At 65.4% G+C, this 24440-nt stretch carries 23 protein-coding genes and 1 pseudogene; 12 read left to right on the top strand and 12 right to left on the bottom strand.

Features of this window, described 5'->3' with window-relative positions; translation table 11 throughout:
* Positions 1-7: 7 nt before the first annotated feature.
* From pgk to OG874_RS38270, 4 genes and pseudogenes are all read right to left on the bottom strand, one after another.
* A pseudogene (gene pgk, locus OG874_RS38285) lies at positions 8-133 on the bottom strand (phosphoglycerate kinase); the annotation flags it as partial.
* 1009 nt (positions 134-1142) lie between these two features.
* Positions 1143-3008, bottom strand: a complete 1866-nt coding sequence (gene ltrA, locus OG874_RS38280) for a group II intron reverse transcriptase/maturase (protein ID WP_330251915.1) — start codon at positions 3006-3008, stop codon at positions 1143-1145.
* A gap of 1055 nt (positions 3009-4063) precedes the next feature.
* Positions 4064-4381 (bottom strand): DUF222 domain-containing protein, encoded by a 318-nt coding sequence (locus tag OG874_RS38275; RefSeq protein WP_274750416.1) that lies wholly within the window; start codon positions 4379-4381, stop codon positions 4064-4066.
* 227 nt (positions 4382-4608) lie between these two features.
* Complete coding sequence (locus OG874_RS38270) at positions 4609-5505, bottom strand: LysR family transcriptional regulator (RefSeq protein WP_330251914.1); 897 nt, start codon at positions 5503-5505, stop codon at positions 4609-4611.
* 48 nt (positions 5506-5553) lie between these two features.
* Here OG874_RS38270 and OG874_RS38265 point away from each other — a divergent pair, with 48 nt between their 5' ends.
* Together OG874_RS38265 and OG874_RS38260 are read left to right on the top strand one after the other, a co-directional pair.
* Positions 5554-6279 carry an SDR family NAD(P)-dependent oxidoreductase gene (locus OG874_RS38265; RefSeq protein ID WP_330251913.1) on the top strand — a complete coding sequence of 242 codons (726 nt, stop codon included), beginning with the start codon at positions 5554-5556 and terminating at the stop codon, positions 6277-6279.
* Between the two features lie 5 nt (positions 6280-6284).
* Positions 6285-7208: an NADP-dependent oxidoreductase gene (locus OG874_RS38260; RefSeq protein ID WP_330251912.1), complete on the top strand. Its 924-nt coding sequence runs from the start codon at positions 6285-6287 to the stop codon at positions 7206-7208.
* Positions 7209-7309: 101 nt separating this feature from the next.
* On the opposite strand, the gene OG874_RS38255 is transcribed toward OG874_RS38260, so the two are convergent.
* From OG874_RS38255 to OG874_RS38240, 4 genes are all read right to left on the bottom strand, one after another.
* Positions 7310-7945, bottom strand: coding sequence for a LysE family translocator (locus OG874_RS38255; protein ID WP_330251911.1), 636 nt, complete (start codon positions 7943-7945; stop codon positions 7310-7312).
* Positions 7946-8041: 96 nt separating this feature from the next.
* The gene (locus tag OG874_RS38250) at positions 8042-8863 is read right to left on the bottom strand and encodes a helix-turn-helix transcriptional regulator (RefSeq protein ID WP_330251910.1); all 822 of its coding nucleotides are present in this window, start codon (positions 8861-8863) and stop codon (positions 8042-8044) included.
* Between the two features lie 591 nt (positions 8864-9454).
* Positions 9455-10258 (bottom strand): helix-turn-helix domain-containing protein, encoded by an 804-nt coding sequence (locus OG874_RS38245; RefSeq protein WP_330251909.1) that lies wholly within the window; start codon positions 10256-10258, stop codon positions 9455-9457.
* Positions 10259-10280: 22 nt separating this feature from the next.
* A complete protein-coding gene (locus OG874_RS38240; protein WP_330251908.1) occupies positions 10281-10841 on the bottom strand; it encodes a TetR/AcrR family transcriptional regulator in 561 nt (186 codons plus the stop codon).
* A gap of 131 nt (positions 10842-10972) precedes the next feature.
* Between OG874_RS38240 and OG874_RS38235 the strand changes: the two genes are divergently transcribed.
* From OG874_RS38235 to OG874_RS38210, 6 genes are all read left to right on the top strand, one after another.
* Positions 10973-12118, top strand: coding sequence for a cytochrome P450 (locus OG874_RS38235; RefSeq protein WP_330251907.1), 1146 nt, complete (start codon positions 10973-10975; stop codon positions 12116-12118).
* Between the two features lie 98 nt (positions 12119-12216).
* On the top strand, positions 12217-13011 hold the full coding sequence (locus OG874_RS38230; RefSeq protein WP_330251906.1) for an SMP-30/gluconolactonase/LRE family protein: 795 nt from the start codon (positions 12217-12219) through the stop codon (positions 13009-13011).
* Positions 13012-13051: 40 nt separating this feature from the next.
* Positions 13052-14176, top strand: coding sequence for a cytochrome P450 (locus tag OG874_RS38225; RefSeq protein WP_330251905.1), 1125 nt, complete (start codon positions 13052-13054; stop codon positions 14174-14176).
* A gap of 70 nt (positions 14177-14246) precedes the next feature.
* A complete protein-coding gene (locus OG874_RS38220) occupies positions 14247-15038 on the top strand; it encodes an alpha/beta fold hydrolase (RefSeq protein ID WP_330251904.1) in 792 nt (263 codons plus the stop codon).
* Positions 15039-15230: 192 nt separating this feature from the next.
* Complete coding sequence (locus OG874_RS38215) at positions 15231-16205, top strand: hypothetical protein (protein ID WP_330251903.1); 975 nt, start codon at positions 15231-15233, stop codon at positions 16203-16205.
* Positions 16202-16969, top strand: a complete 768-nt coding sequence (locus tag OG874_RS38210; protein ID WP_330251902.1) for an SDR family NAD(P)-dependent oxidoreductase — start codon at positions 16202-16204, stop codon at positions 16967-16969. The genes OG874_RS38215 and OG874_RS38210 overlap by 4 nt, the downstream gene beginning before the upstream one ends.
* Here the strand turns inward: OG874_RS38210 and OG874_RS38205 are convergent.
* Positions 16966-17550: a TetR/AcrR family transcriptional regulator gene (locus tag OG874_RS38205; RefSeq protein ID WP_330251901.1), complete on the bottom strand. Its 585-nt coding sequence runs from the start codon at positions 17548-17550 to the stop codon at positions 16966-16968. The genes OG874_RS38210 and OG874_RS38205 overlap by 4 nt on opposite strands.
* A gap of 98 nt (positions 17551-17648) precedes the next feature.
* On the opposite strand from OG874_RS38205, the gene OG874_RS38200 reads away from it, so the two are divergent.
* Both OG874_RS38200 and OG874_RS38195 read left to right on the top strand, forming a co-directional pair.
* Positions 17649-18830, top strand: coding sequence for an FAD-dependent oxidoreductase (locus OG874_RS38200; RefSeq protein WP_330251900.1), 1182 nt, complete (start codon positions 17649-17651; stop codon positions 18828-18830).
* A gap of 49 nt (positions 18831-18879) precedes the next feature.
* Positions 18880-19011 (top strand): hypothetical protein, encoded by a 132-nt coding sequence (locus OG874_RS38195; protein ID WP_330251899.1) that lies wholly within the window; start codon positions 18880-18882, stop codon positions 19009-19011.
* A gap of 22 nt (positions 19012-19033) precedes the next feature.
* Here OG874_RS38195 and OG874_RS38190 read toward each other — a convergent pair whose 3' ends face one another.
* Both OG874_RS38190 and OG874_RS38185 read right to left on the bottom strand, forming a co-directional pair.
* Positions 19034-19879 carry a thioesterase family protein gene (locus tag OG874_RS38190; RefSeq protein ID WP_330251898.1) on the bottom strand — a complete coding sequence of 282 codons (846 nt, stop codon included), beginning with the start codon at positions 19877-19879 and terminating at the stop codon, positions 19034-19036.
* Positions 19880-19964: 85 nt separating this feature from the next.
* Positions 19965-21614: an acyl-CoA synthetase gene (locus tag OG874_RS38185; RefSeq protein WP_330257601.1), complete on the bottom strand. Its 1650-nt coding sequence runs from the start codon at positions 21612-21614 to the stop codon at positions 19965-19967.
* Positions 21615-21761: 147 nt separating this feature from the next.
* Here OG874_RS38185 and OG874_RS38180 point away from each other — a divergent pair, with 147 nt between their 5' ends.
* On the top strand, positions 21762-22541 hold the full coding sequence (locus OG874_RS38180) for a crotonase/enoyl-CoA hydratase family protein (RefSeq protein WP_330251897.1): 780 nt from the start codon (positions 21762-21764) through the stop codon (positions 22539-22541).
* A gap of 47 nt (positions 22542-22588) precedes the next feature.
* On the opposite strand, the gene OG874_RS38175 is transcribed toward OG874_RS38180, so the two are convergent.
* Positions 22589-23008: a VOC family protein gene (locus tag OG874_RS38175; protein ID WP_330251896.1), complete on the bottom strand. Its 420-nt coding sequence runs from the start codon at positions 23006-23008 to the stop codon at positions 22589-22591.
* A 255-nt stretch (positions 23009-23263) separates the two neighbouring features.
* Here OG874_RS38175 and OG874_RS38170 point away from each other — a divergent pair, with 255 nt between their 5' ends.
* Positions 23264-24265: a sigma-70 family RNA polymerase sigma factor gene (locus OG874_RS38170; protein WP_330251895.1), complete on the top strand. Its 1002-nt coding sequence runs from the start codon at positions 23264-23266 to the stop codon at positions 24263-24265.
* Positions 24266-24440 lie beyond the last annotated feature (175 nt).

Below are 24440 nucleotides of genomic sequence, written 5' to 3'. Positions count from 1 at the left end.
GGCCTCACGGGAGAGTCGCTCGGATACGGGCGTCGGAGGTAACTTTTCCGTCTTTGACGGGTACGTTCAGGTCAGCACGGATCAGGACACGCTTCCCGCTGAGATTCAAATCGGTCATTTTCACTACAGTCATGACGAACCCCTTCTCGCTTCCGAACTGTGCCGTGCGGCAACCGTGCTGTACTGCGGTGAAATCGAACGCCTTTCATTACCGTATCGAGAACACCTGCCGTGCAGCTTGATACGCGTTTTAAAGATCGAATTGTATTCTGCGCCTACCGATCTCGCGTGAGAACGAAACGGAACCTTGAATCGCCCAGCACCGCCGAAGCGGCGCGGGTCTGTCCAGGCTCGAGGCAAGACGGGCCCATCAACTGTCTGCTGGTGCCCAGCCTGAGCGCTCGTGGCGCACGAAACACATAATGCCGGGTAGGCCGGGCGCATTGCTGCGCCCGGCCCCCCTAAGAACCGGACGTGCACATTGCTATGCATCCGGCTCAAGCAAGCCCGCGACGGTGATGGTGCCGTACGACGCCGTACACGCGCATCCTCACGATGCCGCCAATCCCACAGTGGCACAATCGAACACGCTCGTCCTCTGGTCCGTTCACCGGATACCCGGCGTCTAACTTGTCCGTCGGTTCCAGCGTCTTGGCCACATCTCCATTACAGGCTCACCTGGCCCGCGTCAGCACCCTTTCAGGTCCGGACACTTCCTGGTCCGGTATCCGGCCGGTTATCCACGACGCACCAGCGGAGGGGCCAGTGACTACCGGTCGCGGTTTCCCGCTGCCTTTCGGCTACCGGCATTTGCTTCTCGGGCCATCCCAATCCCGCTCGGGGAGTTCAGCTTTCCTCACGGTCGGCCTACCGGACACCAGCTTCGATGCCCGGACCCCGTCGGGGTTACCACATTCCACACGCGCGAGATACGGCCGGGGAGGGTGCCTTCTATATCCCGGGGACGGCGGTGCTCTCCCGGCCGAGTGCCGTCCCCGACCGGCGCCTGCCGCTTCACAACGGCCAGCCCCTACTCCCCGCCAACACACATCCCATCGACAGGGTCCGCTTTACGAGACATCAACGAAGGTTCACGCGATTCACCGCCGGGTAGCGCGGGCACATTGCTGTGCCCGCGCCCCCTAAGAACCGTGCGTGCCACTCATCGCGGCACACGGCTCAAGCAAGCCCTGAAGGCTCTTGGCAGGTGCAGGTGCCGATTCATTGCCGCCCCTGGGTTGTCGCCGGGTTCGGCAATGGGTGTGTACGAGTCGGAGCGCGGCGGGTTTGTCCGACGTGCCAAATTCCGCAGAGATGGCGATTGCTTGTCTGCGAATCGCCAGGCGGATTACCTTGAGCCATTTCTCCCATTCGAGTGGGGTCTGTGGCTCGTAGTCAGCGTGTAGCAACAGACCCCCGCATAATGGACAACGACCGCGCTGCAACTGAATTCGAGGCAGCCCGGCAGTTTCGAGTGGGTTTCTCTTGCGGCGACGTCGTTCGGCCCAGTACTCGGCCAAGTCGGGATCGTCCGGAGACGCCCCTCCTTTGACCATCTGGTGTCGGACTATCTTGGTCCAGGCGAACTTGTGCAGATAAGCGCCGCTGTCGCGGTCACCGAAAACACACACATTGCTTCTGGATTTGTTGAACGCACCGAAGTAGCGGATAGTAACCCACTTCCTCGATTTGTTCGGATGGCTGTGCCGGACCCATTTGAAGGTCAGGTGCCACATGTGATTATCCAGCGCGGCGAAAGCCCTGCTGGACACCGCCGTCCGGTAGTAGGCAGCCCATCCCTTGATGATCGGGTTGAGCGTGGTGATCACTGCCTCCGCGTTGGCCCCTCGCAGGGCCTTCATCTCAACGGAGAGCCGTTCCCGGATTCGCTGCAAAGCCGCCTTACTTGGTTTGATCAGCAGCTTGCCTCCGTAGCGGCGCACATTGAAGCCTAGAAAGTCGAAGCCATCCTGAAGAGAAGCGATGCGCGTTTTCTCTTCGTTGAACTTCAGCCCTCTCGGAGCCAGCCATGCGGCCAGCCGTGCCTTGACCTGTTCGGCTTCCTCACGGGAGTGAGCAAATGCGACCAGGTCGTCTGCGTATCTAACCACGATGGGGCTACTCGTCAGGACACTTCCGGCATGTCTGCCGGTCATGCAGTAACGGACCCCAGCAGCTTGCTCCATACCGTGCAAGGCCACATTCAACAGCACAGGACTGATCACACCTCCCTGAGGAACACCTTCCTCGGTCGGCGTGAACCAACCCTTGTCGACCACACCCGATTTAAGCCATCGCTCGATCATCTTCCTCGCGGGAAACGAACCGAGACTGGCTATTATGTGGCGATGATCGATTCGGTCGAACGCCGCCGCCAAATCTGCGTCGAGAACCCACAACCGCTTGGCGTTAACACCTTTCGCGGTCAGAAAGATAGCCTCAATCGCATCGTGGCAGCCACGACCCGGCCGAAATCCATATGACTTCGGTTCGAATCGCGCTTCCCACTCCGGTTCCAGCGCGTTGGCCGTCAAAGCCTGAAGGCATCTGTCGGCGATCACGGGAATACCGAGCGGGCGTCGTTTTCCGTTGGCCTTCGGTATATACACCCGCCTGACAGGTCTGGGCACCCACGACCTCGAATACTTTTGCGCCCAGTCAGCCATCTCAGCCTTGTCCTGAGGCTCCAGCACTACTTTGCCGTCGACGCCCGGTGTCAGGCGACCAGCATTGGTCTCCGTGACCCGCCGCACGCTCAACAGCGTGTTGGAGCGGGACCGAAGCATCAACTTCTGCAAATTACGGACCTTCGCCAGGTCCCCTGCCTTCGACGCCGCGAAGATGCGCTGCCGCAACCGCTCTACATCGCCTTCGACCCGCCGCCAATCAATCGACTGCCAGTCCACAGGCGTGTCTTCGGGTCCGTTCGTCACCCCGACACCGTCCACGACCACAATCGCGTCGAGCACCGCCATAACGTCCAACTTGTCCCTCAGTTCCAGCTTCATCGGCCATCGGATCTCCGCAGGCTCACCCGATCCCCGTGGGCACCCTTTCAAGTCCGGGCAGCAACCCGTATCCGGCCAGTTATGCGCGACCAGCGGCGGAGGGCCGCTCACGGTCCCGGTTTCCTGTTGCCTTTCGGCCACCGGCGTTGGCTTTTGGGATCGTCCTGCTCCCGCTGGGGATTTGGGCCTTCCTCACGGTCGGCTTACCGGACGCATTCCGGGTCCGGACCCCATCGGGGTTGTCACGTTCTGCACGAGCGAGATACGACCGGGTTGGGCGCCCCCTGCACCCCGGGACGGCGGTGTTCTTCCAGCTGACCGGACGTAGCCAGCTGGCGCCTGCCGCTTCTCTGCGGCCAGTCCTAGACCCCAGCACTGCATTCCATCCACGGGGTTGGAAGTGACGGGGCATCATCGGGGGTTCACTCACGTTCGCCCGGCCGGTCTTCCTCTTCACCTGTAACACCCGGATGGAGCGGGCGTCCTTGGGCTTGATCGCCTGAGCTTCGCACCCCACCGTCACCAGCGGCGCACGTCAGGCTGAGGACAGGGCCATGAACACTGCCCTGGGGCTACACCTTCGACATCAGCCGAACCTCCAAACAGCTCACCCACTCAACTCCTGCAACATCGTGTCGCAACGTCCGGCCTGCCCCTGGCCCGTGGCCCCCGGATGGAACGGAGACCCTTCGGCGTTCCTCTGAGCTTCGCACCCTGCCGTTACCAGCAACGCACGTCAGAACGGGGCCGGGCATCGAGCACGAGCCAGAAACTCACACAGCCGAAACCGAATTCGGCCCTCCTATCTGCGAGTTCACTCGCATCGTGCGACCTCGTGTCGCAACGGCATGTCAGTACGTTCGTCCGGTCGAGATGAGCTCGGCTCGTTGATCTTTCAGTCCTGCCGCATGGCCGCTTCGAACCGCCCGCCTCCGGTGATACAGCGCCTTTCGGAACGAGCCACAGTGGATGCGGCCCGTGCTGGCGCTTACACGGTGAACGTGCAGTCGGTCCTCGCGGCCCTCCGAACAGAGGTCGAGGCAGCGGGCTCGGCCTCAGCTTGCTGCCGCCAGCACCCTCCATACCTTTCTGGAACGCGAGCGGGCCTGCGGAGCCGCGTATTCGATTCGCTGGCGCGCTTCGTGGGCACTGATCCGCAGCAGATCAGTCAATAGCTCCACGGTGTCCCGATAGCCGGTGTCTGCGGCGAGGCCACGACGCTCGGCTTCGGCGACGGCCGCGCGCATGGCAGCATCCAGTCGCCTCCGACGGCGTTCGGTTTCGACGAGGGTGCGCAGCAAATCGACATCGGCCAGTTCCGGCCATCCCGGTGCTGGAGCATCCGGCGCCGCCGCGATCGAATGTATGTTCACCCGAACCAGCCTACCTCAGTGTCGAACATATGTTCGACAATTCGCCTTGCTGGATATGCCCGAGCCTGGCGTCACTGTCGGTGCGCTGTTGGCGGCCTGGCGGCGCGGCGCATTCGCACGGCATTCGGCATGAGCGCGGACTGCGGGCGGTCGTACGACGCTCTGCCCGTTGATCTTCCGAGGTACCGCGCAGGCTCAGCGCGCACGGCGATTGCGGATGTTGTCGGCTAGAGGCGTATCGCCGTCCGGACGAGGTCGGCGACGGCTTTGGATCTGCTGTGTGGTGGCCAGGCGATGACGGTCGTGACGGCGGCTGCGTCCGGCACTGGCACGACGGCGTGATCGTCGCGTAGCTGGGCTCGCAGCGACTCGGGCATGACCGCACAGGCCCGTCCGAGCCTGATCAGCTGGGTCAACTGGGTATGGTCGCGAACCTGCGGGCCGGGGCCTTCCGGATAACTTCCATCCGGGCGAGGCCAGCGCGGCAGGGGCAGGTCCGTCAGGGCGTTGACCTCGGCCATCGACACGTAGGGCCGGTTGGCGAGGGGGTGCCCGGCGGGCAGGACCACGATCTGCTGTTCGGTGTGCAGGTCCTCGGTGTCGAATCCGGCTGTCGTGTCGTAGGGCCGGTGGAGCAGAGCAACGTCGGCACTCCCGTTGCGTAGCAGGCTTTCCGGTTCGCTGGGCCCGCGCAGCACCACCTCGACCGCGACAGCGTCGGGTTCGGCGGCGTAGGCGTCCAGCAGCTTCGACAACAGTTCGCTGGACGCTCCTGCCTTGGCGGCCAGCACCAGACCGGGTCGGTCGGCAGCGGCGCGGCGGGTGCGGCGCTCGGCGGCTTCGACCGCTTCGAGAGCGAACCGGGCCTCCCGCAGAAGCACCGACCCGGCCTTGGTCAACGTGATTGCGCGTGAACTGCGGTGCAGCAGAACGACTCCGAGCCGCCGTTCCAGCTGCTGGATCGCCCGCGACAGCGGCGGCTGCGCCATCGCGAGCCGTTGTGCCGCCCGCCCGAAGTGCAACTCCTCGGCGACGGCGACGAAGTATCGCAACTCCCGCGTCTCCACCATGTCATCGTATCCGGCGCCGACCACGACCAATACCCGTGCGGTATCGCCGCCCACCCGATCGGTCTTGGACGCCTTACCCGAGTCCGCAACATGATCGACGGCATGAGTGAACGGACGATCGCGCTGGTGACCGGCGCGAACAAAGGAATCGGATACGAGATCGCGGCGGGCCTGGGCGCCCTGGGCTGGCGAATCGGTGTGGGCGCGAGGGATGAACAACGCCGCGAGACCGCGGTGGAGAAGCTGCGCGCGGCCGGGGCCGATGCGTTCGGCGTGCCGCTCGACGTGGACGACGACGCGAGTGTCGCCGCCGCGGCCGAGCTGATCGCCGACCATGCCGGAGGGCTCGACGTTCTGGTCAACAATGCCGCGATCACCGGCGGTATGCCACAGACACCCACCACGGTCGATCCCGCGACCGTGCGAGCTGTCGTGGAAACCAACGTGATCGGCGTCATCCGGGTCACCAACGCGATGCTGCCCATGCTGCGTGGCTCGGCCTCACCGCGAATCGTCAACATGTCCAGCAGCGTGGGCTCGCTCGCCCTGCAGACCACGCCCGGCATCGACATGGGCCCGGTTCCCGCCGCGTATCTGGCGTCGAAGACCTTCCTCAACGCCGTCACCATCCAATACGCCAAGGAACTGAGCGACACCAACATCCTGATCAACTCCGGCTGCCCCGGTTTCACCGCCACCGACCTCAACGGCTTCCGCGGCGTCCGCACACCGGAGCAGGGCGCGGCGATCGCAATCCGGCTCGCGACACTGCCCGACGATGGACCGACCAGCGGATTCTTCGACGACGCAGGGGTGGTGCCCTGGTGACGGGCATGACAAAGGCGGTCAGGTACGACGAATTCGGCGGAATCGACGTCCTGCGGATCGACGAGGTCGACCGCCCGGTGCCCGGGGACGGGCAGGTCCTCGTGCAGGTGAAAGCGGCCGGCATCAACCCCGGTGAGGCGGCCATCCGCACCGGGGCGATGGCGGACATCTTTCCCTCGACCTTTCCGTCCGGGCAGGGCAGCGATCTCGCCGGAGTCGTCGCCGAGATCGGCGCCGGAGCCGACCGATTCTCAGCCGGCGACGAGGTGATCGGGTTCTCCGAGCGGCGGGCTGCCCAGGCCGAGCTGGTCCCGGTCGACGTCGACAACCTCACCCCCAAACCGAAGAACGTCTCGTGGGAGGTGGCGGGCGGCCTCTACGTCGCCGGCGTGACCGCATGGGGTGCAGTGCATTCCGTACAGCTCGAGCAGCGTGAGTGCGTCGTCGTCTCCGGAGCGGCCGGAGGAGTCGGCTCGCTCGCCGTTCAGCTCGCTCGCCGTGCCGGAGCCACGGTCATCGGACTGGCGAGCGAGGCCAACCACGAATGGCTGCAAAGCCACGGCGTGATCCCCGTCGAATACGGTGACGGCGTCATGGACCGGCTCGAGGCCGCCGCACCCCACGGCGTCCATGCCTTCATCGACACCTACGGCGACGGGTACGTCGAACTGGCCCTCGCCCTGGGCGTCGCAATCGAGCGGATCGACACCATCGCAGATTTCGCGGCAGCCGCAAAGTATGGGGTCAAGACTGAACCCGGGACCAAGGCGAGGCCGGGTGCCGAGGTGCTCGCCGAACTGGCCGGCCTGATTGCCGACGGACACCTCGAAGTCCCGATCGCGAACGTCTACCCGTTGACACAGGTTCGTCAGGCCTACACCGAACTCGAACGCAGACACACCCACGGCAAAATCGTGCTGAGGCCCTAGCCGGCACCAGTGCGGCGCGCTTTCGGGGGACTGCTCAACCGCGCGGGGGCTGATTCCCGTCGGCACGGTTGTCTGCCACCCTAAGACCGCGACACTGCTGGCTACACATCCGAGTGGAACGCCGTTGTCAGGAGGATGCCGAGACCCAGCCCGATCAGCGCTACGCCGGATGCGCGTTCGAGCATCGGGAGCGCGCGAGCGAATCTGGTCAGGACGACGCGGTTGCCGATGAGGACAGATACGAGCACGTCCCAGCCGAGTACGACAGCGAACATCCACATGCCGTATGCGACAAGGTGTCCCGTGCTCGCGCCGACCGTTAGAACGGCGGCGAGGCCCGCGTAGAAGAGTGCGTTCTTGGGGTTGAGGGCGGCCGAGGCGAACCCCATCGCGGCAAGTTTCCACCGGCTTCCGGCGGTGCGCGCGGTGCCGCGGGCCGGTGCCGGCTCGATCGAGGCGGCACCGGCCGAGCGCAGCAGGCCCACTCCGAGCTGCAGGAGGAAGGCGGCACCCGCGATCTGGACCGTGGTGAACGCGATACCGCCCGGCCGCAGTATCGACAGGCCCGCGAACGCGGTCGCGATGAAGACGGCGTTCGCGGCCGCGATGCCCGCGCACGCGGCGATCGCGCGACGCCATCCGTCGGTCATCGAAGTATGCGCGATGAGGAAGAAATCGGGGCCCGGGGACAACAGGGCAAGGAAGTGGGCACCGGCCACGGCAGCGAATTGGTTCATTCTTCCTCTGTGCTCGGACGCGTACGGGACCGAGCCACTGTGCCGGAGTCGCCGCAGCGGTGTCTTGAACGAAATTGCGGGACCGGTGTGCCCGTTTCAGTTGGTGGCGCCGGCGCGGTACTCGCCGGGCGTGACCCCGGTGCGGAGTTTGAAGGTCCGGTGAAAGTGGCTCTGGTCGGCGAAGCCGAGGTCGGCAGCGACCTCGGCCGGGCCGCAGCCCTCGCGGAGCCGGGAGCGCGCTCTGATGATGCGTTCGTTGATCTGCCAGGCGAGGGGAGGCAGCCCGGTGACGGCGCGGAACCGCCGAACCAGCTGGAACCGGCTCAGGCCCGTTTCCACGACCAGGTCGCCGAGGGAGACCTGCATATTCGAGGTGCGGAGGTACTCGAGAATCGGGGCGACGACGGCCACGTCGGACGCACGGGCCCTGGCGCCGGCGACGATATCAGCGGGTGCGGTCAGGATCTCGTCGAGGACGGTGACGAGCAGTTCTTCCTTCTCGCGCGGGTCGGCGCCGGAGAACAGCACCTCGTTGAGACGGCAGAACGCAGCGTATCCGCCGGGCTCGGGGACGATGCGCACCGGCCGCGGGCGCCGCGGGCTCTGATCGGCCCCCATATCGAGTTCGGGTAGGGATTCGGCGAGCCAGGTCTCGTCCACGTGGAGCATCTGGTAGCTCCACCGGCCTTCGACGGGGTTGCAGGCGTGGACTCGGTGGGCGGGGATCACCACGACGCTCCTCGCCGTCAGCTGCAGGGGACCGCCGGGTGCGCCGGTGAACACACTGCGTCCTTCGTCGACCACGCCGATGGACATCGAATCGTGGGAGTGCGGTTTGTAGCAGGAGACCGTGCGGCAGGCCCGCCTGCTCTCGAGAAAGGGCAGCGCAGCGTCGCGCCAGAACTCCGCCTCCACCACGGGTGCAAGCCTAGAGCTCCCCTACCTCCTGATCGGTGAGCGCCACCGTACCCACGGATCCCTTCGCCTGGACCATGCCGACTGCGCGGGTACAGCGGCCGGTCTGCAAGTCTGGCGCCGTCCCTTTGAGCCGACATCTGGCGCAGGAGCAATTCCGCTACGCGCGGGCGGATGGGAGTCCATCAACTCGCAGGCCACATCATGGACCGCCCGCAAGTGCGCTCCAAGCCGGGGCGGAGCGTCCAGACTCTCCAGCAAGACCTCGACCCGCTCCGGCAGCGGCCGAAGAGCCAGCCCACCGCGATCAGTCAGGGCTCGCCGAAGCACTACCGAGGACACGGCAACAACGGTAATGCCAGAACCGATGGACCAACCGTTCACACAACCCCCTCTGGCGAGAATCTGACCCCCTCGCGGACCACGGAGAAACGGGCGCCGAATTTACCGGCACCCCATCGACCAGTCACTATCAGCACACGGCCCGCGACCGGAACACCCCGGTCCCACAACGGTGGCAAACGACACCTCGGCCTTACTTCCCACCCGCCTCATAGCGACACAGCTGCCTCCGGCTCAGAGTAATCGGAACCGTTACCTGGCCCCGTCGTCCTCGAGCAACCCTACGAAAAGTTGTCGGGTCGGCTCGGGGACTGTAGTGCGGAATCGTTGGACGTGAATTTCGAATGGTTTGCCCGTCTTACGATTTCGGAGCCGAATGGTTGGGTCGCGGCGGCCGATGTATACCCGGCCGGTGTTCCACAGGCGGTGGAAGTCGGGCTGTGTGCCCAGTTCTCGTAGTAGCGGCTGGATTTCGGTCTGCGCACCGGCACGGGCGGTGTAGCTGCGGAAGCGGCCGACCATCAGATCGGCCTCCTGTTCCCATTCCTCGATCACCAGCCGTGCGCGTGGATCGGTGAACATCCAGCGCAGTACGTTTCCGTTGGGGTGTAGGCCGGGGAACGCCTCGTCGAACGGGGCATTGCATTCGATGACGCGCCAGCCGTCGTCCAGTGCGGCCGCCAGATGTGGGGTCAAGGCGTCGAGTGTTTTGCGAACGGGCGGACCGGACTCTTGCGGTCCGCGGTCGGTGAACCGTTGCTGCGCAAGGTGATACAGGTGCACGCGCTCATCCAGGTCCAGGCCGAAGACCTGGGCGAGCGCATCGAGCACGGACGGGCTCGGATTGAACGCCCCGCCCTGTTCGATCTTGGCGAGGTAGCCGACGCTGGAGTGGATCGCCTCGGCCAGTTGCTGTCGACTCAGGCCGGTCGGATTCGCCGCGGTCGGTCGCAGCCGCCGCGCGCGCACGAATTCGGCAAGCGTCGGCACCCGCAGCCCGTCTGTCTCCCGGCCGCCACCCCTCATCGAATCGCTGCGCGTTGTCGCATAGTCCATATGCCTCCTCCCGTGTACAGCCTCAATCCTTTTGCCTTGCACCGCTTTGCGCAACCTCGATCAGCGCGAGCGCCGCACGGCTGATCCGCGCGGCGGCATCGTCGAGGTCCGGTTGACCGACATCTAGCCAGGCGATCACCGCGTCCAGGATGAAGGTGGGGATGACCTGTGCCGCCCAGTCCTGCCACGGCCCGTCCGCCATCGCAGTAGTGAGGTACCGCTGGGCGAGCAGCGTGGAGTAGCTGCGCACCAGATCGGTGACATCGCGAAATTCGGGCTCGCGCACCGCGTGGCGGAACAGCAGCCGAAAGGCCTCCGGATCCGCAGAAGCCGCGGCCAGCAATGCGGAAATGCTGGTGCCGTCGATATTTTCGGTCCCGACCGCATCGCCGAGTCGGGTGTAGGCCCGTTCGAGCACGGCCCGGTACAGGTCGGCCTTCGAGGCAAAGTGCCGGTACAGGATCACGTGCGTGATACCGGCTTCGGCGGCGATGTCATCGAGACCCGTTGCACTGAAGCCGTTTCGGGCGACAGCACGGGTGGCGGCGGCCAGGATCTGCTCGCGGCGCTCGGCGCGCGGCATGCGTCGCGCGGGTGCCGTCGCGGACGTGGGGTTCTTCGGCAGGACATCACCTCCTTGTTCAAGTGGAATGATACAACCGCTTATGTTTAAGCTATCTTGTACAAGTTCTTGTGTAGCTCGAGGAGTGAGCCATGACCGCAGATTCGTCGGAACTCGTCTGCCCCTTCACCGGCAAAGACGCCACGCCCACCTCGATCAGCCGGGTCCGCACCGCCACCGGCGACGAAGCGTGGAAGGTGACCGGCTATCGCAAGGTGAAGGAGTTGTTCACCGACGTGCGGCTCGGTCGTTCGCATCCGACGCCGGAAACCGCCGCGCGGTCCTCGGAATCGGTGTTCTTCGGTCGGCCGTTCGGGAACTTCGAGACCGAGCCCGCCGATAACGCGCGCATGCGCGGACTGCTGAATCCGATGTTCTCGGCCAAGCGGATGCGCGAACTGACGCCACGGGTGGCCGCGTTCACCACGCAACTGCTCGACGATATGGCCGAGCAGGGCTCGCCCGCCGACCTGCACAAGGCCTTCGCGGAACCGCTGCCGCTGCTGGTCATCAGCGAACTACTCGGCGTGCCCTACGAGGATCGCGCGCAGTTCCGCGCCTGGAGCGAGGCACTGTTCGACACCAGCGACGGCGCGAAATCGGGACAGGCCGGGGCCGAATGGTTCCTCTACTGCAAGTCGCTGGTCGAACGGCGACGCCGTGAGCCGGGCGAGGGCGTGCTGGCGAAGCTGTGCGAGGTGCCGGACCTGGCCGATGATGCCATCGCGACGCTGGCCATGGGGTTGCTCTTGGCCGGGCACGAAACCACGGTCGTCGAAATCGGCCTGTGCACAGTGCAATTGCTGCGGAATCCGGCGCAATGGCAGAAGCTGGTGGAGCAGCCGGAGTTGATACCGGGCGCGATCGAGGAACTGCTGCGGGTGCACGACTCCACTGCCTTCGCCCGCTATGTGCGCACCGATATGGAGATCGATGGCGTCACCGTCCGGACGGGCGATCTGGTACTGCTGGATGTCGATTCGGCCAACCATGATCCGGAAATCTTCACCAACTCGCGCCAACTCGACGTAACTCGCGCGGAGGGCGCGCATCTGGCGTTCGGCTACGGCCTGCATTACTGCACCGGCGCGCCGCTGGCCCGCATCGAATTGCAGGTCGCGTTCGGTCAACTCATTTCTCGTTTCCCGACCCTGCATTTGACGGTCGATCCCGACGCCCTGCCGGTGCGCGAGAACGTGGTCACCAAGGGCTTGACCTCGCTGCCCGTCGCATGGTGAACACGGCTCGGATCGGCATCGCGATCGCTTGCGTTCTCGTCGGTGTGGCTGCTCCGACTTCCGCTGTGGCCGATCCGGTTTCGTGTAAACCGGCTGCGGTGACCATTGCCGCCGCTGCCGTCGTGCGGGATGAAGACTGGGCGGAGGGCTTGGCCTATGACGCGCGCGGCGACCTCTGGGTCTCGCGGGTGCGGCGCAACGAGGTCGTGCGCTACGACCCGTCCGGTCGGGTGACCGCTACTGTCGCCATCCCCTATCCCGGCGCGGTGAAACTCGGTCCGGACCGACGGATCTACGTGACGTACGGGAACTTCCTCACCAATCTGGTGCCCGGCGCGACGGGTGGCGGTGTGGTCCGCATCGACCCCAACGCCGAGAACCCGGAGGCCGAGACCTTCGTTTCCGGTCTCGGGATGGCCAATGGCGCGGCATTCGATGCGGCGGGCAACCTTTTCGTCGCCGACACCTCGACCGGAGTCATCCGGATCCAGCCGGATGGTCGCGTCGACACCGAATGGTCCGACCAGGCCAGGCATTTCGGTGCCGACGGCATCCTGGTCGACGGCAATGTCCTCTACGTCACGCTGTATCTCAGCCCGAACGGCCAGATCCTGCGCATCCCGCTCGACGACCCGGCACACGCGACCATCGTCGCGGAGCTGGCCGCCGGCCCCGGCGCGCCACCGCTGCCCGACGACCTGGTCATCGGCCCGGACGGCCTGCTCTATGACGCCACCACTTCCGGACGACTCGTACGCATCAACCCGCAAGATCATTCGACCTGCACCATCCTGATGGGCGAACCGATGACCTCGATCGTTGTAACGCCCGACCGCGAATTCTTGGTCGGAACTACGAGCGGCAATCTGCTACGAGTGCACCCGGCCGACTGAAATCAGTTGTCCCGTCAAAGAACTCAGAAAGGAGTGCGCCATGACCGTGGAATCAACGCACGGTTGTCCGGTCACCGGTACCATCCGCCGGACGCGGACCGCACTGGGCGACGAAGGCTGGCTGGCCACCAGCTACGCGCAGGTGCGGACGCTCTTCGCCGACCCCCGGCTCGGCCGCGCCCACCCAACGCCGGAAACCGCTGCGCGGGTGTCGGATTCGGTGTTCTTCGGCGGACCGCTCGGCAATTTCGAGACCGAACCCGCCGATCAGGCCCGGCTGCGCGAGTTGGTGGTGCCGTTCTTCTCGCCGCGCCGGATGCGCGATCTCGGGCCGCGGGTAGAAGAGCTCACCACACAGTTGTTCGACGAGATGGCCACACAGGGCTCACCCGCCGACCTGCACACCGCGGTCGCGCTGCCGTTGCCGCTGCTGGTCATCTGTGAACTGCTGGGTGTGCCCTATGCGGACCGCGATCAGTTCCGCGCCTGGACCGAAGCGCTCGGCGAGCAGCAGGACGGCGCGAAGGTGCAGCAGGGTGTCGCCGGGTTGTTCGAGTACTTCATGGCATTGGTGCAGCGCAAACGTATCGATCCCGCCGATGACGTGCTGTCGCATCTGTGTGCCAGGGACGACCTGTCCGATCAGGGCATCGCGACCCTCGGACTCGGGTTGTTGTTCGGCGGCCACGAGACCACGGTGGTGCAGATCGGGGTGGGCGCCAAACGGCTGCTGGAGAATCTGACCCAATGGCAAGCACTGGTAGCGGATCCGGACCTGGTGCCGACCGCGATCGAGGAACTGCTGCGAGTGGGCGACGCCACCCAGATGCCCCGGTACGCGCGCACCGATATGCGGATCGACGGCAACGAGGTGCACGCGGGCGATCTCGTCCTGCTGGATCTGACTGCGGCCAACCATGATCCGACGGTCTTCGCCGATCCCGACCGCGTGGACGTGACCCGCAAAAACGGCTCCCATGTGACTTTCGGGTACGGCGCGCGCCACTGCATCGGCGCACCGCTGGCGCGCATCGAACTGCACACCGTGTTCACCCAGTTGGTCACCCGCTTCCCGACCATGCGGCTGGCCGTCGACCCGGCCGCGGTGCCGATGCGCACCAGCACCTTCACCGGCGGTGTCGAGGAGTTGCCCGTGCGGTGGTGAAAACCGTTGGTATAACCGGTTCTTGTTAGGCTGCTCCCTTCGCGGGATGCAGTCTGACAGGAGCACGGTTATGCCCTTCGTAACCTCGGCTGGCGCGAAAGTCCACTTCGTCGACAGCGGGGGAACCGGGCCAGCGGTGGTGCTGGGGCACGCCTTCTTCATGGATCACGAGATGTTCGCGAATCAGGTTGCCGCGCTGACGCCGAAATACCGGGTGATCTCGATCGATGCGCGCGGGCACGGGCTGACCGAGCACGACGACAGCACATTCAGCTTCTGGGATCTGGCCCGCGACGCCTGGGCTGTGCTCGACCGGCTCAGCATCGATCGGGTGGTCGTCGGCGGTGCCGGACAGGGCGGATTCACCGCGCTGCGCATGGCATTGCTGTGCCCGCCGCGGGTGGACGGCTTGATCCTGCTCGGCTGCTCGGCGCTGTCCTACAGCGCGGTGCAGCGGATCGGCTACCGCCAGGTCACCGATGCCTGGACCGGTACCGCGCCGTTGGCGGCGATCGCGAAGATGGTCGCGGGTTTGATCATCGGTGGCGACCGGGCCGATCATCAACCGTGGCTGGCGAAATGGTTGAACGGTGACCGGGAACGTGTCGCCGCGGCGGCCGACTGCCTGGTCAATGTGGATGACATCACCGATCTGATCGGCGATATCGCCTGCCCCGCATTATTGATGCGTGGCGCCTCCGATCCCGCCTTCGATCATGACGCCATGGACGCACTGACAAAGGGACTCGGCGGCCCCGCGGAATTCCACAAGATCGAGGGCGCGGCGCATATGCCGAATCTGACGCACGCGTGCGAGATCGACCAGCTGATGCTGGAATTCCTCGGCCGACTCGGCCGGTAGTTACTACTGGTCGGTGGTACCACCGACCATGGGGTGGCCAACGCCTGGTCCGGCGAAACTCTTGCCCATTGCGGGGCCTACTTGTTGTATTCGATATGGCGGCGCCGCCAATTCCGTTCCAGTCGAACGTGATTCACATAAACGCACTGGGGGTGTCGCCGTTGCGCGGCCCCGGCGTGGGTAGGAAATGCTATGAGGGTTTCTTTTCTGTTCGGTGGCCAGGTCAGCCTGACGGCCGAGGTCATCGATGAGTTCTGTGAGCGGTGTCCATCCATCACGCTCGCCTATGCAGAGGCCGCCGCGGTCACCGGATTATCGGTGGACCGCCTGCGCGCCAGGGAAATGGCCGCGGAACTGGCGAACGCGCCGGAGGATCGGCACAGCCTCGGCGCATTGCGCCAGGCGGCATTCGCGCTGGGGCTGGCCGAGGACCTGGCCGCGCACGGTTTCGAACCGGAGGCCGCAGGCGGTTTGAGCCTGGGCGCGCTGATCAGCACTAGTGTGGCCGGAGCCGTCGAGCGACACGAGTTGTTCGGCATGCTGCACCATCGGCGACTCGTGCCGGAATCGCCGGAAGGTGTTGCCGCGCACGGGATGGGACTGATGTACGTGCCGATCGAGGACGATCCGGCGAATTACTACGGCGAACGCCGCCCCGGTGTGCACCTCGCGGTGGATACCGGTCCTATCGATGACGTGCACCGATCGTTCGTGCTGTCGGGTTATCGCACGGCGCTGCAGGACATTCTGGCCGAGATCGAGGCGGCGTCCGATACCCGGCAGATGTTCGTCCTGGACGCGTACAAGGGTGCGTTCCATTCGCCGTTACAGCAGCATGCCGCGGATTTCATGCACGGTTTCGTCGACGGAATGACCTTTCGCGATCCGAAATTCCCGGTCTGCTCGCCCGTGCGACAGCGCAGCCTGACCACCGCCGACGATATCCGAGATTTCGTGCTGCACAATAATTTGCTGCCCGCCCGCTACGAGCCGTTGATCCAGGAGATGGATCGCATCGGCGTCCGCGGCGGCCTGATCCTCGGGCCGGGCCTGCCGCAACCCGCGGTTCGGCCCTTTCCGGTCGAATTGGTCGCCGAGCCAACCGATCTCGACCGGCTGCCGGAATTGGCGCGGCTGCTCGGCGAGCGGGATGTGCAGAGCGTATGAATCGTTTCGCGCAGCGCCGAGTGCTGGTAACGGGAGCCGGTTCCGGTATCGGCCGAGCCATTGTCCTGCGGCTGCTCGTGGAGGGCGCGACGGTCGTCGGTGTGAGCCGGACCGATGATGGCCTCACCAAGACCGAGCAACTCGCGCTGGATCAGGGACTCGGCGACCGGTTGACCGTTGCGGTGCTGGATATTTCGGATGAGCCGGCCGTCGCCCACACCATCCCGGCCGCGATCGCCGGGATCGGCGGTCTGGACGTTTTGGTGAATGCCGCCGGGATCGTGCGCATGTCGCACACCCACGAGACCAGCACCGAGGTGTGGAATAGCGTCCTCGGCACCAATCTGACCGGATCGTTCCTGGTGACCAGGACCGCATTGCCCGCACTCTTGGACTCCGGGCGCGGTGTGGTGGTCAATATCAGCTCGAATGCCGCGTCCTATGCCGCGCCGTATCGGGCGGCGTACGCGGCGAGCAAGGGCGGGCTGGAAGCCTTCACCCGAGTGCTGGCATTGGAGTACAGCAAGCGGAATCTGCGTGCGGTCTGCGTCTCGCCCGGCGGTATCGAGACGGCCATGACCTACAGCCTGTTGGACGTGCCGCCGGATATCGACCCGAGCCTGCTGAGCAAGATGGCTCCGGCCATCGGCCCGCTGCTCGGTTCGCCCGAGATGGTCGCGGGCGTGGTCGCGATGGTCGCTTCCGATGACGGCGAATTCATGACGGGCACAACGATTCACGTCGATGGCGGCGCGCACGTCTAAATGGGTGCGGAGGTCAGGTATCGCTGCAAGGTCGGTGCGATGTCCGCGATGATCTGGTCGCGTGTCAGGCCGACCACCGGCGGCAGCTCGAGCACGTAGCGACACAGGGCGAGCCCGAGCAACTGGCTGACGATCAAACCTCCGCGGCGCTGCGCGTCGGCCGGATCACCGAAGCGCAGCACCGCGGGGAGCACCTGTTCGGCGAAGATCTGCCGAAAGCGTTCGCCGACACCCTCATCGGCGATCGATGAGCGCAGCAGGATCACCAGCACCTTGTTATCGGGCTGGTCCTCCCAGATCGCCAGGAATCGGCGAATCAACAACTCGCCGAGGGTATTCGGTTCGGCTGCCGCGAGATCCGGCAGGTCCAGGCGCACATCGACGGCCGCGGCGAACAGTCCGCCCTTGCTGCCGAAGTAGCGCATCACCATCGACGGATCGATCGCGGCGTCGGCGGCGATGGCGCGGATGGTCGCCTTGCGGAACCCTTCGGCGGCGAAGCGGGCGCGGGCGGCTTCCAGGATGGCCGCGCGGGTCGCATCCGAGCGGCGCGCAGGCGGTTGATCAGGCTCGACATTCATGTCAACAAGTGTAGGCCAACAGCTGTTGACTTCACTGGCCAATCCGCGCTACGGTTGTCAACAAGCGTTGGCCTACAGATGTTGACTTAGGAGTTCCGATGAACACCACCCCGCTGCCGGAGACCACTTCCGTCGTCATCGTCGGCGCCGGTCCGGCCGGATTGACCACCGCGATCACCCTCGCCGATGCCGGAATCGACTTCGTCCTACTGGACCGGCTCGCCGAGGGGGCCAACACCTCGCGCGCCGCCGTCGTGCACGCCCGGACGTTGGAGGTGCTCCAGGAACTCGGCATCGCCGACGAACTCGTCGCCCGCGGCATCGTGGTGCCGGCCTTCACGGTGCACGACGGTGACCGCACGCTGGCCACCGTGCCGTTCGGCGGACTGCCCACCGAGTACCCGTACACGCTGATGGTTCCGCAGGACACCACCGAGGCGGTGCTGCTGGAGCGGCTGCGCAAGGCGGGCGGCGATGTGCACCGACCCTACCAGATCACCCGGGTCGTGGACGAAAATGACGGCGTCACAGTCGAATACAGCGATGGCACCGGCGCGACCGGTCGCATCCGCGCGGACTATGTGGTCGGCGCGGACGGCATGCACAGCGTCGTCCGGGAGCAGGCGGGCATCGGCTTCACCGGCGCCACCTACCCGGAATCCTTCGTACTGGCCGACGTCCGAATGGACTGGCCGATCGCGCGCAACGAAGTGGCACTGCACCTTTCGCCCGAGGGCGTGACCGTGGTCGCGCCACTGCCCGACGACACCGAGCCCAATCGCTACCGGGTCGTCGCCACCATCACCGAAGCCCCCGAGCACCCGACCATCGAGGACATCCAAACCATCCTCGACACCCGCGGCCCGGGCAGTGCCGTGAAAGTCCGTGAGGTGTTGTGGAGCTCGCGCTTCCGGGTGCACCACCGGGTGGCCGATCACTACCGCGCGGGGCGTCTGTTGCTCGCGGGCGACGCCGCCCACGTACACAGCCCGGCAGGCGGTCAGGGCATGAACACCGGCATCCAGGACGCCGCTTTCCTCGGCCCGCTACTGGCCCGAGTTGTCAACGGCGAGACCGACACCGTGCTGGACACCTACGAAACCACCCGCCGCCCGGTCGCTCTCGGCGTCGTCGCCTTCACCGACCGGATGACCAAGATGGCTACCCTGCGCCCGCTGCCCGCCCGTCTGGTCCGCAACACCGCGATATCGGTCCTGACTCGCATCCCCGCGGTCCGCACCAAGCTCGCCTACCAACTGGCCGAACTCGCCAACCGCTGACCCACCGCCTCCGCCACGAGCCTCCGCCCTCCGGTGGAGGCTTTCGGCGTTGGCCCAACGGCAATCGGCGCGCCGGAGTCAGCGAAAACAACTGGACGCCTCGACAGTGCTGGTGCAGGCGCTGACGGTGCTGGCCGCGATCAGCGCCAGTCCGCTCACGGTGACCGTGCGGAACCTGTAGTGCATTCACCAAGATTTCGCCGTCAGATCCCGACTCGCGCCCGCAGCGCCGAATCATCGGAGAAATCGACCTGCCGCTCGGCATTCGACAGCGCGGTCACCACACAGGTGCCGAAGGATCCGGATCGATCGAACAATGTCGCACTGCCGACGGCGATTCCGTCCGCGCTGAGGTGATTGTCCGCCTCGACCCCGACCGCCAACCCGATGGGCGTACGCGCCAGCGCGAGCGTCATATCGGTATTGATGAAGCCGATCCCGGCGCTGCCCCAGTTCGTCATCAGGCTCGTCGACTCACCGATCACCACGGCACCGACGAATCCGGACGGGGTCTCGCCCTCCACAACCCGCATCGGCACCTGCCACATGCGCTTTCGGCTGTCGTTCTGATGTTCGCCCATGCTGGCGGACCAGCCATCGCCGTGCGCGTCGCTGCCCCACAGCGGTGCGGTCGGCTCCGTCGCGACCGGCACCGAGGGCGGCTGCGGATCGTGCGCACGCGTCCACAGGCTGCCCGGCGGCTGCTGCGATCGCTTCAGGAAAATCGCTGTCGCCCTGGCCATATCCTCGCCGTCCTGCATCAGCGCGGCATCGGCGACCAGGATCCGCCGCCCCTCCCGAACCAGTTCGGTCACCACGGTCACCGGCTTGTTGAGCGTCGGGCGGAACAGGTCGACAGTCAGTCGGGCCGGGGTGAATCCGGCCGCACAGTGCTGCTGCTCCAACGCTCTGGCCAGGAGACCGCAGAGGGCGGGACCGTTGATCATCTTCGGCGACCACGCACTGGCCGCGAACGGCAAGGGCGCGAAGCCATCCGAGGTGGCCTCGAAAAATCCGTAGCGCATTGCCAATTCGATCTCCAATCCCATACCCGCCGCACACGACCGCAGAATGATGCAGGGCTGCCGCGGTTCTCGCGACAGCCCTTGCCGGTGTTCCGGCGTACTTACCGTGCTACTTGCTGGTCGCCTCGGCGTGCTCGTCGGCCGGGCGCTCCTCGGTCTGCGACTTGGCCCAGCGGTAGTCGGGCTTGCCCGCCGGATTGCGCTTGATCTGGTCCACGAACCACAGGCTGCGCGGCAGCTTGTAGGGCGCGATCTCCTGGGTGAGCACCGGGCGCAATTCCTCGAGCGTGGGACGTTTGTCGTCACGACACTGCACGACCGCCACCACCCGCTGGCCCCAGCGCTCGTCGGGGACACCGACCACGAGCGCGTCGAAGACATCCGGATGACACTTCAGCGCACCCTCGACCTCCTCCGGATAGATCTTCTCGCCACCGCTGTTGATGCTGACCGAACCGCGGCCGAGCATGGTAACGGTGCCGTCCTCCTCGACCCGGGCGTAGTCGCCGGGGATGGAGTAGCGAATGCCGTTGATCTCCTTGAACGTTGCCGCGGTCTTGGCCTCGTCCTTGTAGTAGCCGACCGGGATGTGCCCCTTGCGGGCGAGGAAGCCGACCTTGCCGGAGCCCGGCTCGACCGGATTGCCGTCATCGTCGAGCACCGCGGTGGCGGCGTCGATCTTCACCCGCGGTCCGCCGGTGTGGTTCGCGCCCTTGGCGACTACGGCGAGTCCGCCGAAGCCGGTCTCCGACGAGCCGATCGAATCGGTGATCATCCGGTTGGGCAGCAGTTCGAGGAACTTGTCCTTGAGCGTCGGCGAGAACAGCGCGGCACTGCTGGCGATCACGTACAGACTCGAAAGATCGTACGGCGCAGCGGTTTCCGGATTGCCCTCGAGCAGTGCGTCGACCATCGGCCGGGCCATGGCGTCTCCGGTGATGAAGATCAGGTTGATCTTGTGGCGATCGATGTGCTGCCACACGCCGTGTCCGGTGAACTCCGGGATCATCACGGCCTTGCCGCCGTCGAACAGGCTGTGGAAGGTCGCCGTCTGTGAGCCACCGTGGATCATCGGCGGAATCGGGAACCGGACCATCTGCGGATTGCCCGCGCCCAGCTTGGACTGATGCCATTCGTCCTCGACGTATTCGCCGGTGAGGAAGTTGATGCCGCCGCCGAGCACGCGCCACCAGTCCTCGTGCCGCCACATCACGCCCTTCGGCAGGCCGGTGGTGCCGCCGGTGTAGAGCATGAAGATGTCGTCGCCCGAACGCGCACCGAAGTTTCGCTCGCCGGAGGACTGCGCCAGCACCGTTTCGTATTCCACCGAATCCGCTGCGGTCGCGATGGTTCCGGTCGTATCGTCGTCCACGACGATGACCGTTTTCAGCAAGGGCGTATTCCGACGAACCCCGGCCACCCGGTCGCTGTAGCGGCGCTCGTGGATCAGCGCGACCATATCCGAATTGTCGAAGATGTACTGCAACTCGTTCTCGACATATCGAAAGTTCACGTTGATCATCACGGCGCGCGCCTTGAAGATCGCGACCATGGCCTCGACGGCCTCGACCGTGTTGCGTGAATAGATGCCCACCTTGTCGCCCGGTTGGACACCCTGTTCCAGCAGGTAGTTGGCGAGCTTATTGGCCCGTTCCTCCAGCTGCGCGTAAGTCACCTCGCGGCCGTCGTCGGCCAGCGCTACGCGGTCGGGCATCAGATCGATGGCATGTTCGACTAGGTCCGCTATGTTGTAGCTCACAGACCTAAAAATAGAACGTGTTACTGTTTCTGACAAGGCTGAGTTTACCCACCCCGGCCGGCTCCGCCGGCCTGCCTCCCCCTGAGTTTGCCCACCCCGGCCGGCTCCGCCGGCCTGCCTCCCCCTGGAGAGTCAGGAGATCGAGTAATGCCAGATTGCCTCGTCGAGAAGCGCGATCACGTCCTCATCGTCACCATGAATCGCCCCGAGGCCCGCAACGCGCTCTCGGCCGAGATGATGGCGATCATGCGCGACGCCTGGGACCAGGTGGACAACGACCCCGATATCCGCGTCGCGATCCTGACCGGCGCGGGCGGTGCGTTCTGCGCGGGCATGGACCTCAAGGCGATGACCGCCCGGCACCCCGGCGACGCCAGCGCGGGCAGCTTCGATCCGACCAAATTGGAGGCGCTGCTCAAGGGCCGCCGGCTCACCAAACCACTGATCGCGGCAGTGGAGGGCCCGGCCATCGCCGGCGGCACCGAGATCCTGCAGGGCACCGATATCCGAGTGGCCGCCGAAGGCGCGAAATTCGGTGTATCCGAAGCGCGTTGGGGCCTGTTCCCGCTCGGCGGCTCGGCGGTTCGGCTGGTCCGCCAGATCCCCTACACCGTTGCCGCGGACATTCTGCTGACCGGCAGACACATCACCGCCGCCGAGGCCAAGGAGATCGGGCTGATCGGGCATGTCGTCCCGGACGGCACCGCATTGGACAAGGCCCTCGAACTCGCCGAGCAGATCGCGGCGAACGGCCCCCTCGCGGTGCAGGCGATTCTGCGCACCATCCGGGAGACCGAGGCCATGCCCGAAGAGGACGCCTTCCAGATCGAGGCCAAACTCGGCATGGCGGTCTTCCGGTCGGCCGATGCCAAGGAGGGCCCGAAGGCCTTCGCCGAAAAGCGCAAGCCCACCTTCACCGGCAGCTGAATCCCCCTGCGCCCCGGCACTTCCCGTGTCGGGGCGCGGCCGTGCCGTCAGTCGCTGCCGGGATAGTTCATCCAGAAGGGCTCCCACTGGTGGCCGTCCGGATCGATGAAGGTGCGGCCGAACATGCCGACCTGAGCCTCTTCGGCTCGCCTGTCCTCGTTGACTTCCTCGGTCGCGCCCGCGGCCAGTGCGGCCTCGGTCAGCGCGTCGACCTCCTGCGCGCTGGCCAGCGACAACGCATACGCCGAGCTGATTTCCGAGACGGTATCGGCGATCGGGCGCTTGGTGAAGGTCGTGAAGAAGTCCTTTGTCAGCAGCATGGCGCAGATGTTGTCGTCGATGACGATGCAGGCGGCATTCTCATCGGTGAAATCCTGATTCACCTTCCAGCCGATCGCCTGGTAGAAATTCTTGGACCGGCCCAGGTCAGCGACGGGGAGATTGATGAAGATCATCTTGCTCGGCATGGGCGGTCCTTACGTCGTCTTCGGCGGTTTATAGATTCAGACGGACCGACCGCACGAAACTCATCGCGGCGACCGCTGTGAACCCGGGCACAAGCTGGCGCAACGGTTCCGATGATCTTGATTCCCCTGGTAGGCGGCGGTCTCGCCTGCGCTCGCCCAAGCGCAAGGGACTATTGACGGACGCTGTCCGGCTGCGCTTGATCGGGGCCCCTAAAGGTCTGGGATGTGTCGGTCCCCTGTGGCAGGGTGACGATTATGAACGACTCGTCCGGCTCCACCGTCGGCCTCAGTCCGGATGTCCTCGAGTCCTTCGAAGGACATCGGCGGGAGCTGTGCGCCTACGCCTATCGCATGCTCGGCTCGTCCTTCGAAGCGGAGGACGCGGTGCAGGAGACCTTCACCCGCGCATGGAAGTCCTACGACTCGTTCGAGGGCCGCGCCAGCCTGCGTTCCTGGCTGTACAAGATCACCACCAATGTCTGCCTCGACATGCTCGACGGCCCGCAGCGCCGGGCCAGGCCGATGGATCTATCCGGACCGTCGCGGCCGGATTCGCAACTGCCCGCGCCGCAGCCGGACTACGTCTGGATCGAGCCGATCCCGAACGGACTGGCCTTCGGGTCGGATCCGGCCGAGCACGCCTCCGCCAAGGACACCTTGCGGCTGGCCTTCGTCGCGGCCTGTCAGCACCTGCCCGCGACCCAGCGCGCGATCCTGATCATGCGGGAGGTGCTGCGTTTCTCGGCCAGCGAGACGGCCGAGGCACTCACCATGTCACCCGCCTCGGTGAACAGCGCGCTGCAGCGCGCAAGGGCGACCATGTCGAAGGTCCAGCCCGCAGCCACCGACACCTACGACGAGACCGACGGCAACCAGCGCAAACTCGTCGACGATTTCGTCAAGGCCTTCGAGGCCTACGACATGGACACACTGACCACATTGCTGAAAACCGATGTGGCACTGTCCATGCCGCCGTTCGACCTGTGGATCTCCGGCCCCGAGAACGTGGCCGCATTCATGCTCGGCACCGGCAGCGGCTGCCGCGATTCCCGCATGATCCCCCTGGCGGGCGCCAACGGCCACCCCGCCTTCGGCCACTACAAACCACACGAAACCGAAGCGGGCGTGTGGGTTCCGTGGTCGATCACGGTGCTGGAACTGGACGGCGGCACCATCGCCGGCCTCAACTTCTTCCTCGATACCGCAAAGCTGTTCCCCCTCTTCGGCCTCGCCCCAGAACTCCGCGAGGACGTCTGATCCGCACACACCGCCGACCTGAGAAGCTCAGGTCGGCATGTTCGGCCGCACTTTCATCGATCCGGACGGGCATATGCCGTTGCGGCGGTAGTTCGTTCGATCCGCTCCGCGTAGCTCTCGGCACACCAATTGGTGTCACCCATGGGCTCGGGGTGCGAACGAAACCGCCCCGCCG

This window comes from Nocardia sp. NBC_00565, from assembly GCF_036345915.1.
Lineage (GTDB): Bacteria > Actinomycetota > Actinomycetes > Mycobacteriales > Mycobacteriaceae > Nocardia.
The sequence above is the reverse complement of the archived record's forward strand: the minus strand, read 5'-3'. Positions and strand labels throughout refer to the sequence as shown.

Coding starts and splice junctions, on each gene's coding strand:
- OG874_RS38210 (WP_330251902.1), top strand. CDS start 16,202: ATGAATCGTTTCGCGCAGCGCCGAGTGCTGGTAACGGGAGCCGGTTCC.
- OG874_RS38235 (WP_330251907.1), top strand. CDS start 10,973: ATGACCGCAGATTCGTCGGAACTCGTCTGCCCCTTCACCGGCAAAGAC.
- OG874_RS38260 (WP_330251912.1), top strand. CDS start 6,285: ATGACAAAGGCGGTCAGGTACGACGAATTCGGCGGAATCGACGTCCTG.
- OG874_RS38245 (WP_330251909.1), bottom strand. CDS start 10,258: ATGGACTATGCGACAACGCGCAGCGATTCGATGAGGGGTGGCGGCCGG.
- OG874_RS38215 (WP_330251903.1), top strand. CDS start 15,231: ATGAGGGTTTCTTTTCTGTTCGGTGGCCAGGTCAGCCTGACGGCCGAG.
- OG874_RS38190 (WP_330251898.1), bottom strand. CDS start 19,879: ATGGGATTGGAGATCGAATTGGCAATGCGCTACGGATTTTTCGAGGCC.
- OG874_RS38205 (WP_330251901.1), bottom strand. CDS start 17,550: ATGAATGTCGAGCCTGATCAACCGCCTGCGCGCCGCTCGGATGCGACC.
- OG874_RS38200 (WP_330251900.1), top strand. CDS start 17,649: ATGAACACCACCCCGCTGCCGGAGACCACTTCCGTCGTCATCGTCGGC.
- ltrA (WP_330251915.1), bottom strand. CDS start 3,008: ATGAAGCTGGAACTGAGGGACAAGTTGGACGTTATGGCGGTGCTCGAC.
- OG874_RS38225 (WP_330251905.1), top strand. CDS start 13,052: ATGACCGTGGAATCAACGCACGGTTGTCCGGTCACCGGTACCATCCGC.
- OG874_RS38170 (WP_330251895.1), top strand. CDS start 23,264: ATGAACGACTCGTCCGGCTCCACCGTCGGCCTCAGTCCGGATGTCCTC.
- OG874_RS38240 (WP_330251908.1), bottom strand. CDS start 10,841: ATGCCGCGCGCCGAGCGCCGCGAGCAGATCCTGGCCGCCGCCACCCGT.
- OG874_RS38175 (WP_330251896.1), bottom strand. CDS start 23,008: ATGCCGAGCAAGATGATCTTCATCAATCTCCCCGTCGCTGACCTGGGC.
- OG874_RS38180 (WP_330251897.1), top strand. CDS start 21,762: ATGCCAGATTGCCTCGTCGAGAAGCGCGATCACGTCCTCATCGTCACC.
- OG874_RS38255 (WP_330251911.1), bottom strand. CDS start 7,945: ATGAACCAATTCGCTGCCGTGGCCGGTGCCCACTTCCTTGCCCTGTTG.
- OG874_RS38220 (WP_330251904.1), top strand. CDS start 14,247: ATGCCCTTCGTAACCTCGGCTGGCGCGAAAGTCCACTTCGTCGACAGC.
- OG874_RS38265 (WP_330251913.1), top strand. CDS start 5,554: ATGAGTGAACGGACGATCGCGCTGGTGACCGGCGCGAACAAAGGAATC.